The organism is Haladaptatus sp. CMAA 1909 (genome assembly GCF_043952005.1).
Taxonomy (GTDB): domain Archaea; phylum Halobacteriota; class Halobacteria; order Halobacteriales; family Haladaptataceae; genus Haladaptatus.
In genome coordinates, this window is the sequence record NZ_JBIOAV010000001.1 from 3,059,614 (window position 1) to 3,075,458 (window position 15,845).

Annotated in this window: 18 protein-coding genes; 12 read left to right on the forward strand and 6 right to left on the reverse strand. The window is 61.9% G+C overall.

What is annotated here, in order from left to right; translation table 11 throughout:
• Positions 1–74 precede the first annotated feature (74 nt).
• The 9 genes from ACGYLY_RS16495 to ACGYLY_RS16535 all read left to right on the forward strand — a co-directional run bounded on the left by ACGYLY_RS16495 (position 75) and on the right by ACGYLY_RS16535 (position 9,305).
• On the forward strand, positions 75–1,097 hold the full coding sequence (locus tag ACGYLY_RS16495) for an ABC transporter permease (RefSeq protein WP_395283873.1): 1,023 nt from the start codon (positions 75–77) through the stop codon (positions 1,095–1,097).
• Positions 1,084–2,559, forward strand: coding sequence for an ABC transporter permease (locus tag ACGYLY_RS16500; RefSeq protein WP_395283872.1), 1,476 nt, complete (start codon positions 1,084–1,086; stop codon positions 2,557–2,559). Before ACGYLY_RS16495 ends, ACGYLY_RS16500 begins: the two co-directional genes overlap by 14 nt.
• Positions 2,559–3,635 (forward strand): ABC transporter ATP-binding protein, encoded by a 1,077-nt coding sequence (locus tag ACGYLY_RS16505; RefSeq protein WP_395283871.1) that lies wholly within the window; start codon positions 2,559–2,561, stop codon positions 3,633–3,635. Before ACGYLY_RS16500 ends, ACGYLY_RS16505 begins: the two co-directional genes overlap by 1 nt.
• A complete protein-coding gene (locus ACGYLY_RS16510) occupies positions 3,632–4,963 on the forward strand; it encodes an ABC transporter ATP-binding protein (protein WP_395291250.1) in 1,332 nt (443 codons plus the stop codon). Before ACGYLY_RS16505 ends, ACGYLY_RS16510 begins: the two co-directional genes overlap by 4 nt.
• Complete coding sequence (locus ACGYLY_RS16515) at positions 4,963–5,412, forward strand: hypothetical protein (RefSeq protein WP_231185971.1); 450 nt, start codon at positions 4,963–4,965, stop codon at positions 5,410–5,412. Before ACGYLY_RS16510 ends, ACGYLY_RS16515 begins: the two co-directional genes overlap by 1 nt.
• A 37-nt stretch (positions 5,413–5,449) precedes the next feature.
• The gene (locus ACGYLY_RS16520) at positions 5,450–6,013 is read left to right on the forward strand and encodes a hypothetical protein (protein ID WP_395283197.1); all 564 of its coding nucleotides are present in this window, start codon (positions 5,450–5,452) and stop codon (positions 6,011–6,013) included.
• A gap of 117 nt (positions 6,014–6,130) precedes the next feature.
• Positions 6,131–6,979 carry a CBS domain-containing protein gene (locus tag ACGYLY_RS16525; RefSeq protein WP_395283198.1) on the forward strand — a complete coding sequence of 283 codons (849 nt, stop codon included), beginning with the start codon at positions 6,131–6,133 and terminating at the stop codon, positions 6,977–6,979.
• Entirely contained in the window at positions 6,976–8,727 is a 1,752-nt protein-coding gene (gene glyS, locus ACGYLY_RS16530) for a glycine--tRNA ligase (protein WP_395283199.1), read from the forward strand. The genes ACGYLY_RS16525 and glyS overlap by 4 nt, the downstream gene beginning before the upstream one ends.
• 2 nt (positions 8,728–8,729) lie before the next feature.
• A complete protein-coding gene (locus ACGYLY_RS16535) occupies positions 8,730–9,305 on the forward strand; it encodes a dolichol kinase (RefSeq protein WP_395283200.1) in 576 nt (191 codons plus the stop codon).
• A 69-nt stretch (positions 9,306–9,374) separates the two neighbouring features.
• On the opposite strand, the gene ACGYLY_RS16540 is transcribed toward ACGYLY_RS16535, so the two are convergent.
• Complete coding sequence (locus ACGYLY_RS16540) at positions 9,375–9,611, reverse strand: hypothetical protein (RefSeq protein WP_395291251.1); 237 nt, start codon at positions 9,609–9,611, stop codon at positions 9,375–9,377.
• Between the two features lie 76 nt (positions 9,612–9,687).
• Between ACGYLY_RS16540 and ACGYLY_RS16545 the strand changes: the two genes are divergently transcribed.
• Both ACGYLY_RS16545 and ACGYLY_RS16550 read left to right on the forward strand, forming a co-directional pair.
• Complete coding sequence (locus tag ACGYLY_RS16545) at positions 9,688–12,105, forward strand: DEAD/DEAH box helicase (protein ID WP_395283201.1); 2,418 nt, start codon at positions 9,688–9,690, stop codon at positions 12,103–12,105.
• A 176-nt stretch (positions 12,106–12,281) separates the two neighbouring features.
• Positions 12,282–12,530 carry a hypothetical protein gene (locus ACGYLY_RS16550; protein WP_395283202.1) on the forward strand — a complete coding sequence of 83 codons (249 nt, stop codon included), beginning with the start codon at positions 12,282–12,284 and terminating at the stop codon, positions 12,528–12,530.
• On the opposite strand, the gene ACGYLY_RS16555 is transcribed toward ACGYLY_RS16550, so the two are convergent.
• Together ACGYLY_RS16555 and ACGYLY_RS16560 are read right to left on the reverse strand one after the other, a co-directional pair.
• Positions 12,517–12,909, reverse strand: coding sequence for a universal stress protein (locus tag ACGYLY_RS16555; protein ID WP_395283203.1), 393 nt, complete (start codon positions 12,907–12,909; stop codon positions 12,517–12,519). The two genes, ACGYLY_RS16550 and ACGYLY_RS16555, sit on opposite strands and share 14 nt — an antisense overlap.
• Before the next feature lie 25 nt (positions 12,910–12,934).
• Entirely contained in the window at positions 12,935–13,657 is a 723-nt protein-coding gene (locus ACGYLY_RS16560) for an Sjogren's syndrome/scleroderma autoantigen 1 family protein (RefSeq protein WP_395283204.1), read from the reverse strand.
• Between the two features lie 78 nt (positions 13,658–13,735).
• On the opposite strand from ACGYLY_RS16560, the gene ACGYLY_RS16565 reads away from it, so the two are divergent.
• On the forward strand, positions 13,736–14,395 hold the full coding sequence (locus ACGYLY_RS16565) for a hypothetical protein (RefSeq protein WP_395283205.1): 660 nt from the start codon (positions 13,736–13,738) through the stop codon (positions 14,393–14,395).
• Here the strand turns inward: ACGYLY_RS16565 and ACGYLY_RS16570 are convergent.
• From ACGYLY_RS16570 to ACGYLY_RS16580, 3 genes are read right to left on the reverse strand one after another with little or no spacing between them, the layout of a single operon-like run.
• Entirely contained in the window at positions 14,378–14,995 is a 618-nt protein-coding gene (locus ACGYLY_RS16570) for an L-threonylcarbamoyladenylate synthase (protein ID WP_395283206.1), read from the reverse strand. The genes ACGYLY_RS16565 and ACGYLY_RS16570 overlap by 18 nt on opposite strands.
• Before the next feature lie 49 nt (positions 14,996–15,044).
• On the reverse strand, positions 15,045–15,554 hold the full coding sequence (locus ACGYLY_RS16575) for a redoxin domain-containing protein (protein ID WP_395283207.1): 510 nt from the start codon (positions 15,552–15,554) through the stop codon (positions 15,045–15,047).
• A complete protein-coding gene (locus ACGYLY_RS16580; RefSeq protein ID WP_395283208.1) occupies positions 15,554–15,823 on the reverse strand; it encodes a glutaredoxin family protein in 270 nt (89 codons plus the stop codon). The genes ACGYLY_RS16575 and ACGYLY_RS16580 overlap by 1 nt, the downstream gene beginning before the upstream one ends.
• Positions 15,824–15,845 lie beyond the last annotated feature (22 nt).

A 15,845-nucleotide genomic window follows, 5' to 3' on the forward strand; every position in this document is an offset into this window, starting at 1 on the left:
ATGAACGCGGTTACCATAGGGTGCAACCTACCGCACGACACGATTACGCTTGAGCAGGAGGTGAACCGGACGGCATGAGTCGATGGCGCTACTTCGGCCGTCGGCTGCTTCTGTCCGTTCCCATCCTGATATTCGGAATGACGATAACGTTCATCGTCCTCCGTATGGGTCCGATGGACCCCGTTGGAGCCATCCTCGGACCGACCGGAGACCCACAGGCATACCAGCAGATCAAGAATCAACTCGGCCTTAACCAGCCGTTATGGGCACAGTACATCGACTACATGACCAACATGCTCACCTTCAACTTGGGCAAGTCGTGGGTGCTGTTCCCCGACCGCACGGCGAATTCGCTCATCATCGAATACGCCCCGCGAACCATCTGGTTGGGCTTTTGGTCGGTCCTCATCGCCATCTTCGTCGGCATCCCGCTCGGATTCTACGCCGGACTCAACCCGAACTCGTGGAGCGACTACTTCGCTTCGTTCGGTGGTATCGTCTGGCGTGCGATGCCGAACTTCTGGCTGGCCATCATATTCCTTTCTGTCCTCTCGAACTCCGAAAACATTCTGTTCGGGTTCGATTGGCAGAACTGGCTCGTCCACACCACCGTCACCGGTGTTCCGTTCAACGACCCACAGGAATTGACGAACCCACAGGGACTTCTGGCGGCTATCAAGAAAATCGCACCGGCGGCCATCGTTCTCGGTTCCGCATCGATGGGGAACGAGATGCGTATCGGCCGGACCGCCGTGTTGGAGACGGTGAACTCGAACTTCATCGAGACCGCACGCGCGAAGGGTGTCCCGCCGCGGTCGCTCGTCTGGAAACACATCTTCCGGAACGCGCTCATCCCGCTCGTTCCCATCATCACGGGCGAGGCGTTCCTGCTCATCGGCGGTTCGGTGCTCGTCGAGTCGGTGCTCGACATCAGCGGCCTCGGGCAACTGTTCTTCAATGCGATTATGGCCGGCGACCTGCCGCTCGTCGGGTCGCTGATGTTCATTTTCATCCTGCTCGTCGTGACAATCAACATCGTACAGGACATCCTGTACACCCTCATCGACCCCCGGGTCGGCTACGATGGAGGCGCCTGATATGAGTTCCAATTCGAACATTCGAGAAGAGCGTCCGCTTCGTGAACGAATCGCGGACAACCCACAACCCGCCACGCTATGGCTCGCCGGGTTCCTGCTGCTCGTCGCGCTAGAGCTTGGTGCCCTGTCCGGCATGATAATGTCGATTCCGTGGGCATCGCTGATGGACAAACTGCCGTTCCTCAAACCCATCGCCGCACCGTTCGCCACGCTCGGCGACGCGCTGGCGAACTTGCCGACACTCCTGACGCGGGAGGTATTCGACAACACGGGGTGGCAGTCGCCACAAGGTGGCTGGAAAGGGACGTTCCTCGGACTCTCCCCGGCTATCGTGTGGGCGATTCGTACCGTCCTCATCTACGCCTACTCCCTCGCCTTCCTGTACTGGATATGGCGCGGCTACCTCACCTTCCGGCAACACTATCGGTACGCCGACTGGACCCCGCGTGACGACATGGTGAACCGGTTCCGTCGCCACTCGTGGGGACTGTTCGGGTTCGTCGTCATCTTCATGTTCGTCGTGATGGCAATCTTCGCCCCTGCAATGGGGACGACGACCATCGAGCGGAACATCAATAATCCGTACTCCTACAGCGTCCACTACCTCGACAAGGAAACCAATCAAGTCGAAGAAGTAACCATCGGTGAGGCGAACTTGGGTTCGGCGTCGGAAGGGTCGAGTAACGTCGGTCCGATGACCTACGACGACTACGGTCGATGGCACCCGTTCGGCACGTTACAGAACGGGAAGGATCTGTACACCTTCATGGTACATGGCGCTCGCGTCTCGCTGTTCATCGGCGTCACCGCCATCCTAGTGAGCGGCCTCGTCGCGACGGCGTTCGCGCTACTGACGGCCTACTACAAAGGGATCGTCGACCTCGGCGTCGTCATCGTCGGTGACTCGATCATGTCGATTCCGCGCCTCCTGCTCCTCATCATGCTCTCGGCCGTCTTTAAGGACACGTGGATTGCGGGAGTGTACAACGGGGGACTCTTACTCGCGTTGCTGTTCGCCGGGACGGGGTGGCCATTCCTCTGGCGTGCGGTGCGCGGTCCGGCGTTCCAAGTCTCGGAACAGGAGTGGATCGACGCGGCGAAGAGTTTCGGGCAGAGCCCGGTCACGACCATGAAAAAGCACATGGCACCGTACATCCTCGGCTATCTGCTCGTCTACTCCTCGATGACCCTCGGCGGCATCATCATCTCGATTGCGGGACTGTCGTACCTTGGCATCGGAATCAACCCACCGACACCCGAGTGGGGTCGTGCAGTGGCCATGGGTCAAGGGTTCGTGGCGGGTCCCTCGTGGCACATCTCGCTCATTCCGGGTATCCTCATCGTGTTCGTCGTCACCGCCTTCAACGCACTCGGTGACGGCATCCGTGACGCCATCGACCCACAGAGCGAAACCGGTGACGACACCGGTGCCGAAGTCGCCGCGACGGGAGGTGGCGCATAATGGCGTCGCGCCAACGCGTCTCCACGACGGCCGACACGGAGCCGATTCTCAGCGTCGAGAACCTCCAGACGGCCTTCTTCACCGACAAGGAAGTCATCCGGGCCTGTGACGGCGTTTCGTTCGACATCAAGCCCGGAGAGACGGTCGGTATCGTCGGCGAATCCGGGTCCGGAAAGAGCGTCACCGCGCGCTCCATCATGGGCCTCGTCGACTCGCCGGGCCGCATCCTCGACGGAAGCATCCGGTTCAAGGACGAGGAGTTGACGACGAAGACCGAAAAGGAGTACCGACAGATTCGCGGCGGCGACATCGCGATGGTGTTTCAGGACCCGCTCACGAGTCTGAACCCCGTGTACTCCGTCGGAAATCAGATCAAGGAATCGCTCCGCCTCCACCAAGGACTGACGGGAACGGAGGCGACCAAGGAAGCCATCAACCTGCTCGAAGCGGTCGGTATCCCGGACGCGGGGCGGCGCGTTCGTGAGTACCCCCACGAGTTCTCGGGCGGGATGCGCCAGCGCGCGGTCATCGCCATGGCGCTCGCCTGTGACCCCGAACTCCTCATCTGTGACGAACCGACGACGGCGCTCGACGTGACGATACAGGCCCAAATCCTCGAACTCCTCGACGAATTGCAGGAGGAACGCGACCTCGGGATCATGTTCATCACGCACGACATGGGCGTCATCGCCGAAATCGCGGACCGTGTGAACGTGATGTACGCGGGCGAAATCATCGAGAGCGCGCCCGTCGTGGAACTGTTCGAAAACCCACGACATCCCTACACGCGTGGTCTCCTTCGAAGCATTCCGGGGAACAGCCCGGACTCGGACCGACTCGTCACCATCGAGGGCGACGTTCCGACGCCGAACGAACCGGCGACCTACTGTCGGTTCGCTCCTCGGTGTTCCGAGGCGTTCGACTCGTGCGACAAGGTTCATCCGGTCCCCGTCGAAGTCAACGGCGACGTGGACGACCACACGGCGGCGTGCTTGCTGTACCCCGAAGACGTATCGCAATCCGAAGCCATCGACGTGCATCGAAATACCGCAAGCGAAACTGAGGAGGAACTATGAGCGAAGTACAACAGAGTAAATCCACTTCCGTCTCCGAAGGCGAGACGCTCGTCGAGATAAACGACCTGAAGACCTACTACGGCGACGGCGGTCTCATCGACTCGACCCCCGTCAAGGCCGTCGACGGCGTTTCGCTCGAAATCAGCCGCGGCGAGACGCTCGGTCTGGTCGGCGAATCCGGCTGTGGGAAATCGACGCTCGGCCGGACGCTCATCCAGTTGGAGGAGGCGACCTCCGGCGAGGTGGTGTTCGACGGTACCGACATCACGGAACTGTCGGGCAAGGACCTCAAGAACTGGCGGCGCAACAGCCAGATGGTCTTTCAGGACCCCGAGTCCAGCCTCAACGACCGGATGACGGTCGGCGAAATCATCCGCGAACCGCTGGACGTTCACGACTGGAAGACGCCGCGGGAGCGCCGTCAACACGTCCGTGAACTCCTCGACGTGGTCGGGTTGCAGCCCGAACACTACTACCGCTATCCGCACCAGTTCTCCGGCGGGCAGCGCCAGCGTATCGGCATCGCCCGCGCGCTCGCGCTCGAACCCGAGTTCATCGTGCTGGACGAACCGGTTTCGGCACTGGACGTGTCCGTGCAGGCCCAGATTCTCAACCTGCTCGAAGACTTGCAGGACGAGTTCGGCCTGACCTACCTGTTCATCGCCCACGACCTCTCCGTGGTTCGGCACATCTGTGACCGCGTGGCGGTGATGTATCTCGGTCACATCATGGAACTCGGACCGGCGGAGGAACTGTTCGAGAACCCGAAGAACCCCTACACGATTTCGCTCCTCTCGGCGATTCCGGACCCCGATCCAACGAGTCGCGGCGAACGCGTCACGCTTCGGGGGACGCCCCCGAGTCCTCGCGACCCGCCGAAGGGATGTCCGTTCAGCACGCGATGCCCGATGAAGATTCGGCCCGATGAGTTCCAAAACGTTGACGACGAACTCTGGCTCAACATCGAAATCTTCCGCGAAGTCGTCCGCGCACGGTCACGTGCGGACCGGTCGGTGACGGATCAGGTGAAGGAACTCCTCGGCATGGAGACGCGGTTCTCCGACATCGGGGAGATTCAACAGGAACTGTTCGCCGACGTGAAAATTCCGCGGAACGTCCAACAGCACATCGACGAGGCATCGGGATACATCGAGAACAACGACGAACAGCAGGCTCGCGAGTACCTGCGCGACGTGTTCGGAAGCGTCTGTGATTCGGACTCGCCCGGCGACAACGTGGTGAGCGACTCCGGTCGCTTCAGCCACTGTCACCGCCACCTCGACGACTACGAGGAGCCTGACGAGTTCACGCCGTACACGATGCGGTAATGGACGCGCTGGATCGGTCTCCGCGACGGGGACGACAGGTGCTCGACGCACTCGTCTACGCCATCGCAGTGACCGGTGTGGCGTTCGTCGTCGGGTTCGTTGTGAGTTTCCCGCTCGGCGGCGGCCTGCTCGGCATCAAATACTTCCTGTTTTTGGTCGGCTTCGTGCTGTTCGGATACGGCGCGTTTCAGTTGCGTCCGTCCCGCGCGTGGAACGTGGACAAATCCGGCGACGAAATCGAAATCAAGCGCACCGAGACGACCGGTGAAGTCATCGGCTCGCGCGAGGAGACGCGGTTTCAGTCCGCCGTGCAGCGACTGCCGCCGCTTTCGCGCTATTCGATTCCTCCTGAGGAGCGGTTTTCGACCGGCGCGAAACTGTTCCTCGCCAGCATCGCCATCCTCCTCACGTCGTTCCTCATGGAAGCCGCGTTCGGCGTTGGTGTGTAACAACAGTTTTTACCGCTTCGGAACCTGACATCGCGGTATGCCAGAAACCGGCGACGATGAAGGCAACTATGCCGACCGAATCGCGGCGAACGCGGACGCGGAGAAGGACGCGTGGGGGATGACGCTCGAAGACATGAACATGATGGCTGACGACCTCGAATCCGAGGGCTGGGACGTCGTCAAAGTTCCCGCCAGCCACACCGCACCGGAGGGTCCCGAGGCGGGCGATACCGACCGATTCGGTCTCGTCTACGTCATCCCGGACAACTACGCCAACGACTTCCGCGAAGCGGTCGAGGAGGGGACGTTCCCGCAGTATCAGGTCTTCCGCAAGGAGATGGAGTCGCGCGTGTTCATGCTCACGCAGTTTCTCGACCCCGACACCCGAACCGCGATTCTCATCGCGGGGACGTACGAGATGATGCACGCCCCGCCGCTCGTGAAAACGGCGGTGAGAGAGGAGGAGATGTTCAGCCACGTCCAGACCTTGGACGGCACGGTTCACGGAACGTTCCGCCACGACGACCACACCAAGTTCTTTCCCGACCCCGAGAAGTACCAGAACTACGTCGTCGAAGCGAACGTCGGCGACGACGAGTAGTCGCCTCCGCGTCTCCCCGCACCTTGTCGCGTCCGTTCCGATTTCCCCGCCGTTCGCTCGTTTTTCCACCCCCGCGGTTCGTAGGGTACAAGAAGGGTGAAACCGTATCCCGCGGATATGAACGTTGCCGAAGCGATGACACCCCGGTCAGACGTCGTTACTGTCGAGCTTCCGGGCACGCGCGACGACGTGCTCGAATACTTGCAGGAACGCTCGTTCTCCTCCGTGCCGGTCGTCAAACAGACCGACGACGGCGAGCAGTACCGCGGTCTCATCTCGCGCGATGACCTCATCGAACATCCCGACGAGGACCAACTCGCCATGCTCATGCGGGACGTGGCGACGACGACGCAGGACACCTCCATCGAGGACGCTGCAGCCCTGATGTTGGACGAACAAATCCGCCGCGTCCCGGTCGTCGACGGTGAACTCGAAGGAATCGTCACGGTGACGGACGTGGTTCGCGCCATCGCCGAAGGGGAAGCGGACGGCGACACGAAGGTCGGCGAACTCGCGAGTCCCGACGTAAACACGTGTTACGCCGAGACGCCGCTGACCGTCGCCGAACGCGAAATCTACTACGCGAACGTCCCCTACGCCGTCACGCTCGGCGACGACGGCGAGATGACGGGTATCCTCACCGAAGTCGATATCATCGAAGTCGCGGAGGTCGTCGAGGGAGAGGACGACACCGGGGGCAGTATCGCGAACGAGGACGACGCATGGATGTGGGAGGGAATCAAATCGGTCGGAAACAGCTACATCCCCACGCGGAACGTCCAGATTCCGTCCACCCCCGTCAGCGAGTTCATGACGGAGAACGTGGTGACGGTCTCGAAGAACAAGACCGCGCGCGAGGTCGCACAGATGATGCTGACAAACGACATCGAACAGGTTCCCCTCGTCAGCGGCGACCTACTCGTCGGCATCGTGCGCGACGTGAACCTGCTGGAGGCGCTCGAATGACCGATTTGGTCGAACTCGCCAAACGACGGGGGTTCTTCTTCCAATCCTCGGAGGCCTACGGCGGCGTGTCTGGCTTCTACGTCTATGGCCCGCAGGGTGCCGCGCTGAAGCGGAACATCGAGGACTCGTGGCGCGACCGGTTTCAGATACAGGAGGGCCACCGGGAGATCGAAGCGCCGACGGTGATGCCGGAACCCGTCTTCGAGGCGTCCGGCCACCTCGACGGCTTCGACGACATGCTGGTCGAATGCCCCGAGTGCGGTGAGAGCCACCGCGCCGACCACCTCATCGAGGACAACACGGACATCGAGGACGCCGAAGCGCTTCCGTTGGACGAAGTCGGCGACCTCATCGCCGACAACGACCTTCGCTGTCCGAACTGTGACACCCCGCTCGCGGGCGAACCGGTCGAGGACTTCAACCTCATGTTCTCGACGGACATCGGTCCCGGTTCGGGCCACCCCGGCTACCTGCGTCCGGAGACGGCACAGGGTATCTTCGTGGAGTTCCCGCGACTCAAGGAGTACGCCCGCAACCAACTCCCGTTCGGCATCACGCAGATCGGCACGGCTTATCGGAACGAAATCAGTCCGCGACGATCCATCATCCGCGTCCGCGAGTTCACGCAGGCCGAACTCGAACAGTTCATCGACCCCGAAACGGACGAACCGCCGCTCCATCTGGTCGAGGACGTGGAAGTGACGCTGTACTCCGCCCCCGCGCAGAACGACGCGGACGGCGAGTATCTCCACACCACCATCGGCGAGGCGGTGGACGAGGGCATCATCGGCAGCGACTGGGTCGCCTACTACCTCGGCGTCGGTCAGGAGTGGTACGAACGAATCGGCGTGGACATGGACCGCTTCCGCTTCCGCCAACATCTCTCCGGCGAGCGCGCCCACTACGCGAGCGACTGTTGGGACGCCGAAGCCGAAATCGACGGCGACTGGATCGAGATCTCGGGCTACTCCTACCGGAGCGACTACGACCTGTCGAACCACGGCGAACACTCCGACGAGGACTTCACCGTCTTCCGGCAGTACGACGAACCGAAAGTGGTCGAACGAGCGGTGGTCGAACCCGACATGAGTTATCTCGGTCCCGAGTTCGGCGGCGCGGCCGCCGACATCGCCGAGGCGCTCCAGACCCTCGCGGAACGCGACCGAACCGCGTTCGACGGCGACGAAGTGACGGTCGAATCCGACGGCGAATCGTACACCGTCCCCGTCGAAAAGACCGGTTTCAGCGTCGAGGAGGTAAAGGAGTCGGGCGAACACATCACGCCGCACGTCGTCGAACCGTCCATCGGCGTCGGTCGGGTGCTCTACACCGTGTTGGACCACGCCTACGAGACGGACGAAGTCGAGGGCGAGACGCGGACGCGGTTGTCGCTCGATTCCGAAATCGCGCCGACGACCGTCGGCGTCTTCCCGCTCATGGACAAGGACGGCATGGGTGAGAAAGCCCGCGACATCGCGGCCGAACTCCGAACGAACGGCCTCGACGTGACTTACGACGACTCGGGCAACATCGGCCGTCGGTACCGACGACAGGACGAAGTCGGCACGCCGTTCTGCGTCACCGTCGATTACGAAGGCGTGGAAGATGACACGGTGACACTCCGCGAACGCGATTCGACCGAGCAGGTTCGCGTCGATATCGCCGACCTGCCGGACCTGCTGTCGTCGCTCAAGGACGGCGACACCTCGTTCGAAGACCTCGCGAGTACGCCGCTCCGGAACCGGTAGCCGTGTCGGGTGAAGTCAAGCGCAGACTGGTACACGTCAGCGGAACCGGACTTCCGGCGCTGTACCTGTTGGGTCTGTTGAAGTGGGAGCAGTTGCGCTGGCTTCTCCTCCTCGGTTCCGCGGTCGCGCTCGTCCTCGAAATCATCCGCCTGCTCATCGGACTGGACTGGAAGATTTACGACGAACTCACGCGGAGTTACGAACAGGACAACCTCGCGGGGTACGCCCTCTACTTCTTCGGTATGACCGCGACGGCGTGGGTGTTCGAACCGCGAATCGCCATCCCGGCGATGCTCATGTTGACCATCGCCGACCCCATCAGCGGTCTCTTGGGGTCGGGCGAACTCGGCGTCAAAGCGGTTCACACACTGTTGGTGACGTTCGCCGTCTGTGTCCTCATCGCGTCCGTTCTGGGACTTCCGCTTCCTGCCGCGATTCTCGGTGCGGTCGCCGCGACGCTCGCGGACGGCGTCAAACCCGTCATCGCGGGCTACGTCATCGACGACAACCTCACGATTCCCATCGGTGCCGCCGTAGCGATTTTCGTCGCGTTGCGGTACCTACCGGCGATGGTCTAGCGACAGTCGATAGCCCGACCATCACACCTACTCGAAGTCCGCTACTGTGTTGACTTGGAGTTCGAAATATCATTCGGAAAGAAAATACGCGGCAAACGCGGCACCGAGGACGGTCCCAGATATTTGCCAAAAAACAACGTTGTTGGACTGGAGAGCGAAGCCGACGAGTGTGCCGAGGAGGAACCCGAACGAAGCAACGGCAATAGTAACTCCATCTCTAAAATCTAAGATCATATTGGACAACACAATGACGGATAATATGAAAATCAGCATTTGAATTATTGATGCTATGGGTGTGGTTATCACGAATATCCTCAGTCGCGTTCCACTTTCACCCCACGACGCGAACGCTTTAACCGAATGACGACCAAACTCACGACGAATGGCGACCACGGACGCTGCAACGAACTACGTGGAACACCCCTATCTCTCGCCCTCGTTCATCGAGCGGCGACTCTATCAGATTCAACTCGCCGGGACGGCGCGGAACGACCACACGCTCGTTTGTCTCCCGACCGGATTGGGGAAGACGACGGTTAGCCTGCTGGTTACGGCCGAACGGTTCGACGACGTGGGAGGGAAATCGCTCCTCCTCGCGCCGACGAAACCGCTGGTGAACCAGCACGCCGATTTCTACCGGGAAGCCCTTTCGATTCCGGACGAGGAGATTGTCGTGTTCACCGGCGAGGTTCGACCCGCCGAGCGCTCGGAGCTTTGGAAATCGTCGAAAGTCATCATCGCCACGCCGCAGGTCGTGGAAAACGACATCGTGGGCGGGCGAATCGACCTCGGTCCGGTGACGCACGTCACCTTCGACGAGTGTCACCGCGCGACCGGCGACTACGCGTACAACTACATCGCGGAACGCTATCATTCGGACGCGAACGACCCCCTCGTCACCGGGATGAGTGCGTCGCCGGGCGGCGACAAGGAGTCGATTCTGGAGGTCTGTGAGAACCTTGGACTGCACGAAGTCGAGGTGATGACGGAGGAGGACAGCGACGTCTCGACGTACACGCACGACACCGAAGTCGAGTGGGTTCGCGTGCAACTGCCCGAGGAAATCGTCGAGATTCGGGACGCGCTGAACGAGGTCATCTCGGACCGATTGGAGCGCCTGAAGAGCCTCGGCGTCATCAACACGACGCGCCCGGACGTCTCGCAGAAGGACCTGAACAAGGTTCGCGGGCAGTTACAGAAACTCATCGACAACGACCAGTCGGAGGGGTACAAGGGGATGTCCGCACACGCGGAGGTGATGAAACTTCGCCGGGCGGTCGAACTCGCGGAAACCCAGAGCGTCGAATCGCTCCGCCGGTACTTCGAGCGCCAGCGTAACTCGGCCCGCTCGTCCGGCGCGTCGAAGGCGAGCCAACGCATGGTTTCGGAGCCGAAAGTGCAGGAGGCGATGCGGAAGGCGGTGCAGTACGAGGGTCGGCATCCGAAGTTCCGGAAGGTCAGGACCTACGTAGCCGAAACGTTGGGCCTGAACGGCGGCGAGCGCATCATCGTCTTCACCGAATCGCGCGATACTGCCGAGACGCTGACTGACTTCTTCAACGACGAACTCGGGAACCAGTTGACCGCCCAGCGGTTCGTCGGGCAGGGGGACAAGGACGGAAGCGACGGAATGACCCAGAAGGAACAGCAGGAAACCCTCGACAACTTTCGGGCGGGCGAGTTCGAGGTGCTCGTCTCCACCTCCGTCGCCGAGGAGGGATTGGACGTCCCCGAAGTCGATTTGGTGCTCTTCTACGAACCCGTCCCGACGGCGGTGCGGTCGATTCAGCGGAAGGGACGAACCGGGCGACAGGCGCAGGGACAGGTCGTCGTCCTCCTCGCCGAGGACACCCGCGACGAGGCGTACTTCTGGATTTCCAAACGCCGCGAGGACGAGATGGAGGAGGAACTGCGCAAACTCAAGGGCGTCGCGAAGGAAGTCGAGGAGGAACTCGACGATTCACAGCAGACGCTGGGGTCGTTCGGCGATGCGGACGGCGGGACGAAACGCGAGGTGAGCCACGGCCTACAGGAGTTCGACACGGAAGCGGCGGACGACGCGGGCGACGAAGACGAGGATACGAACGACGACGACGCGGCGGAACCCGACGGCGTCGTGGCGACGGCGCGCGGGCGCGAGAACTCCGACGCCGTCGAAATCGTCGCCGACCAGCGAGAACTCGACGCGAACATCGCCCGCGACCTCTCCGCTCGGGAGGGCGTCGATGTTCGACTCGAAACGCTGGCCGTCGGTGACTACGTGTTGAGCGACCGGGTCGCGGTCGAGCGAAAGTCGGTGAGCGACTTCCTCGATACGCTCGTCGGGAGCGACCGTTCGATGTTCGAGCAAGTGGGCGATATCAACCGTCACTACGCTCGTCCGGTCGTCATCATCGAAGGCGACGGTCTCTACGAGGAACGAAACATCCACCCGAACGCGATTCGGGGCGCGGTTTCGTCCCTCGCGGTCGATTTCGGCGCGAGCGTCCTCCGAACCGAGGACGAGAAGGACACGACCGACCTGCTTGAAGTCATCGCCACCCGCGAACAGGAGGTCTCCGAACGGGAAATATCGGTCCACGGCGACAAACACGCGAAGACGCTTTCCGAACAGCAGGAGTACGTCGTCGCCTCCATCGCGGACATCGGGCCGGTCACCGCTCGGGCGTTGCTCTCCGAATTCGGAACGGTTCAGGCGGTCATGACCGCATCGAAAGGCGACCTTATGGAGACCGAAGGGGTCGGCGAGATAACCGCCGACAGAATCCGTGAGATCATCGGAAGCGAGTACGACTCGTAAGGAGTGCTTACCGGGACACGGGGGTGCTGTATGGTATCTAATCACACGCGATCAGTCATCGCGGCCTATATTGCGTCGTTTGAAGATCGTATGACGCCGATGACGGTGCATAAACGGGGTGAACGGTCGACCCACGTTAAATCCTCTCCTGCTGTTTACCCGGATGAGAGTAAACTATGTTACCCCGCCTCACGAGGCAGGATGACGAGGAACAGTGGGAAGTCGAGTACCGGTACGGAAAGCCGCAGCACGAGACCGAGCCATCGACCAGCGAACTGGAACTGTACGGCGAACCACAACACGACGTGACGCGGAGAGCGTTCCCGTCGGACTTTAACCCGGACTTCGCCTTCGCACTGCATTGGTTCGACCTATCGGGGAAGCGAGACGCCGACGTGAAATGCCGATCGGTCACGGAACGATAGTCACCGGGACCGCTTCGGCGCGGACGATCGTCTGTGCGGCGCTCCCGAGAATCGCCCGTTCTATCGTCCCCGACCCGCGATGACTCATGATGACGTGGTCGTAGTCGTTTTCCTCCACGAGTTCGAGGATGTTTTCCCCGACTCGCTCCGCCGGTCGAAACTCCAGTTGCATGTCGGTCGATAGCTCCGGGTCCGACTCGATATCTGCCGATTCGAGCACCTTACGGGCACGTTCGAGTATCTCGTCGGTCGCCGGCGTCGCTTCGTTGGAAAAATGTACGACGTGCAGCGTCGCGTCGAAGTTCCGGGCGAACTCAGCCGCGAACGTGAGCGCCCGGAAACTGCCCTCGGAGCCGTCGATAGGGACCAGTACGTCCATGGGATGACTGTCGAGCGGTTTCGGCTTAACGGTTCGCTCGGTCCAGCGCGGCGAGCGCCTCCGCCGCCTCCCGCGTCGCGGCCAGCAGTTCGCGCGAGTGACCGACGTCGTTCGTCTCCTCGGCTTCCTGTGCGAGCGTGGTCAGTTTCCGAACCAACGACTCCCGCGCAACCGAGAGGTCGCCAGTTCGTCCACCCTGTCCTCCCTCTTTTATCGCCCGCGTCTCCGGTTGCTGTGCCCGCTCGCTCCGATTCGCATCCTCCGTCTGACTCGGCGGTGTACGCCGGGATTGACGCGGCACGCGCTGCGGTGGGTTCGGTCGCTGTACACGCGCGGGTTCCCCTGTCTGCCTCGACCTTGCCTCTCCCGACCTTGCCCGTGCCGCCCCTGCCGTTTCCGCTCGTGCGTCCGTTCCGGATTCATCGCCCGACTCGACCGGAATTTCGGTCGCCTCGCCGGCGGCCTCGGTTTCGGTGCCAGTGACCGCTTCGTCCCCCGACTGCTCCGTCGATGATGCGTCGGCTTCCGCCGCCTCCGCGTTCGTTCCAGCTCCTTGGCAGGTCGGGCAGAATTCGTTTCCGTTCATTCGGAATATCGGGTCGCCGCAGGTGTCACAGTGTTTGCCCGTCATCGTCGCGCCCTGCAACAGCAGTTCGCTCATCCGCTGCGTCGATTTTCGCTCCTCCTTTTCGCTTTCGTACTGCTGGCGGAGTTTCTCCCGCTCCGCTTCCTTATCGAAATCGCTCATGAACGGACAGAGACTGTCCAGACTCTTGCCCCTTTCCCTCACCCGAGATTTATATACCAAACCGAGACCAGACCCATCGTGACGAAGCTCCCGTTCAGCGAACTCGAAACCGCCGCGTACTGTCCCCGGAAACTCTACTATCTTCGAGGGGACGAACTCGAAATCCCGGCTATCGTGGCCGAACGGCGACAACTCGCGTTCGAATACGACCGCCTCCTCGATGCGTCCGATTCCGAACTCGCGGACCTCCCGTTGGAAGTCCCGCCCGCACAGTTTCGAGCGAACCTGCAACGCGCCACCGAGTTCGACGCGTGGGATCGTCTCCGCTCGCCCGAGACACGCGAGAAACTGGTCGAGGGGAAGGACTGCCGCGGAATCGTCCACAAGGTCCTCGGCGGCGACCCCCCGATACCGTCGATGGTGTTCACCGGAACCCCGCCCGAGACGGGCGTTTGGGAACCCCAAAGCGTGCGAGCGATCGCCGCCGCGAAGGCGCTCTCGTGGGAACACGAGCGGTCGGTCGAACACGCCTTTGTGGAGTATCCAGCCCACGGCATCGTTCGCAGACTTCGCCTTTCGACCCGCCGAAAGGCGACATATCGCCGCGTCCTCCGTGCCGCCCGTGCGCTTGACGGCCCGCCGCCGCGGTTGCATAATCGTTCGAAATGCGACGCCTGCGAGTATCGCGCGGAGTGCGGGGTCAAAACCCGGACGCTGCGGTCACTCCTCGGCGGCTAGCCACGTCTCGATTTCGTCCGCATTCTCGCCCCGACGGACGATTTCGCCCCGCTCCACGTGCACGACGGTGCTTCCGGTGCCTCCGGTTTCGCCGCCGTCGAGGACGACCGCCGCGGCGTCCCGAATCTCCGCGTCGAGTTCTTCGATGCGGGTCGCACTCTCCCGCCCGCTCACGTTGGCGCTCGTGCTGGTGATGGGAGACACCCGTTCGAGGAGTTCCAACGCGAGCGACTGGTCCGGAATGCGAACGCCTACGTGTGAGCGTCCGCCGGTGAGGACATCGGGGACGACATCGAGCTTCTCGCAGAGGACCGTCACCGGTCCGGGGAGGAACGCCTCCATGAACGCCAGTTCGCGTTCCGTCGGACGAGCGTAGCGTTTCGCGCTTTCGACGTCGGGAACCGCGAGCGACACCGGTTTGTCACGCGCCCTGTGTTTCGCCTCGAACGCGCGCTCTATCGCCGTCGAATCCAGCGCGTCGGCACCGAGACCGTACACCGTCTCGGTCGGATATACGACGAGTTTGCCCTCACGAATCGCCGTCGCCGCTCGGTCGAGTTCCGTTTCGGTCGCGTCGGTTCCGCCGCTCGTATCGTCCATACCGTGAGTTGTGGCCCACACGAAAAAAGCGTCGCGTCCTCTCCTCGCCTCAGCCCTGTAGAGCTTGCTCGACTTCGTCGTAATCCGGGAAATCGGGCCACTCGGCCGCGACCCACGCGTATTCGACCGTCCGGTCTTCGTCCAGCAGGAACATCGCCGGTCGCGGTTCGCTGATGCCTTCCATCCCGTCCAGATCGTTCTCGATGCCGTACGCCTCGGCGACGTCGTTCGCGGGGTCGCTGAACAAAGGGTACTCCATGCCGCGCTCCTGAATGAGGGTCTTGTGTTCGTACGGCGTCGAAATCGACAGGCCGACTATCCGCACGTCGTATGTGTCGTCCCACGCGTGGTCACGCAGTTCGTTCCACACGTACGTCGCGGGGAACGCGCCGTCCATGCTGTAGAAGACGAGCAGCGTCTTCCCGTCGTCCGTGATGTCGGACAGGGAGACGTTTTCCCAGAGTTCGGCATCGACAAGCGGGCGCGTGAAGTCCGGTGCCGTCTCGCCGACGCTCGGGTGGTCCGCCGGGCCGAGTTCCACCACGTCGAAATCCACCATTATTCCGCCACTCCGTAGGTGTTCTCGACGTACTCGACGATGTTCGCGCTCTCGCTCATCGTCACGCCCGTGTTCTCGTCCACGATGGCCGGAACCGTTCGCTTGCCGCTGATACGCTTGACGACGTTTCGGTCCGAGTGCATCGGTTCGATGAACCGCGACTGGTAGGGAATGTCGTACTCCTGTAGTTTTCGAACCACGCGTTCGCAGTACGGACACGCCTGCAGTCGATACAGCGTGATGGCCGGGTCTGTCGTCTCGGTACTCATGCTCGGTGTTTAGGGTGAAACT

Excerpts from the sequence above, each read along its gene's own strand:
- ACGYLY_RS16495 (WP_395283873.1), top strand. The coding sequence starts at position 75 with ATGAGTCGATGGCGCTACTTCGGCCGTCGGCTGCTTCTGTCCGTTCCC.
- ACGYLY_RS16500 (WP_395283872.1), top strand. The coding sequence starts at position 1,084 with ATGGAGGCGCCTGATATGAGTTCCAATTCGAACATTCGAGAAGAGCGT.
- ACGYLY_RS16505 (WP_395283871.1), top strand. The coding sequence starts at position 2,559 with ATGGCGTCGCGCCAACGCGTCTCCACGACGGCCGACACGGAGCCGATT.
- ACGYLY_RS16510 (WP_395291250.1), top strand. The coding sequence starts at position 3,632 with ATGAGCGAAGTACAACAGAGTAAATCCACTTCCGTCTCCGAAGGCGAG.
- ACGYLY_RS16515 (WP_231185971.1), top strand. The coding sequence starts at position 4,963 with ATGGACGCGCTGGATCGGTCTCCGCGACGGGGACGACAGGTGCTCGAC.
- ACGYLY_RS16520 (WP_395283197.1), top strand. The coding sequence starts at position 5,450 with ATGCCAGAAACCGGCGACGATGAAGGCAACTATGCCGACCGAATCGCG.
- ACGYLY_RS16525 (WP_395283198.1), top strand. The coding sequence starts at position 6,131 with ATGAACGTTGCCGAAGCGATGACACCCCGGTCAGACGTCGTTACTGTC.
- glyS (WP_395283199.1), top strand. The coding sequence starts at position 6,976 with ATGACCGATTTGGTCGAACTCGCCAAACGACGGGGGTTCTTCTTCCAA.
- ACGYLY_RS16545 (WP_395283201.1), top strand. The coding sequence starts at position 9,688 with ATGGCGACCACGGACGCTGCAACGAACTACGTGGAACACCCCTATCTC.
- ACGYLY_RS16550 (WP_395283202.1), top strand. The coding sequence starts at position 12,282 with ATGTTACCCCGCCTCACGAGGCAGGATGACGAGGAACAGTGGGAAGTC.
- ACGYLY_RS16555 (WP_395283203.1), bottom strand. The coding sequence starts at position 12,909 with ATGGACGTACTGGTCCCTATCGACGGCTCCGAGGGCAGTTTCCGGGCG.
- ACGYLY_RS16560 (WP_395283204.1), bottom strand. The coding sequence starts at position 13,657 with ATGAGCGATTTCGATAAGGAAGCGGAGCGGGAGAAACTCCGCCAGCAG.
- ACGYLY_RS16570 (WP_395283206.1), bottom strand. The coding sequence starts at position 14,995 with ATGGACGATACGAGCGGCGGAACCGACGCGACCGAAACGGAACTCGAC.
- ACGYLY_RS16575 (WP_395283207.1), bottom strand. The coding sequence starts at position 15,554 with ATGGTGGATTTCGACGTGGTGGAACTCGGCCCGGCGGACCACCCGAGC.
- ACGYLY_RS16580 (WP_395283208.1), bottom strand. The coding sequence starts at position 15,823 with ATGAGTACCGAGACGACAGACCCGGCCATCACGCTGTATCGACTGCAG.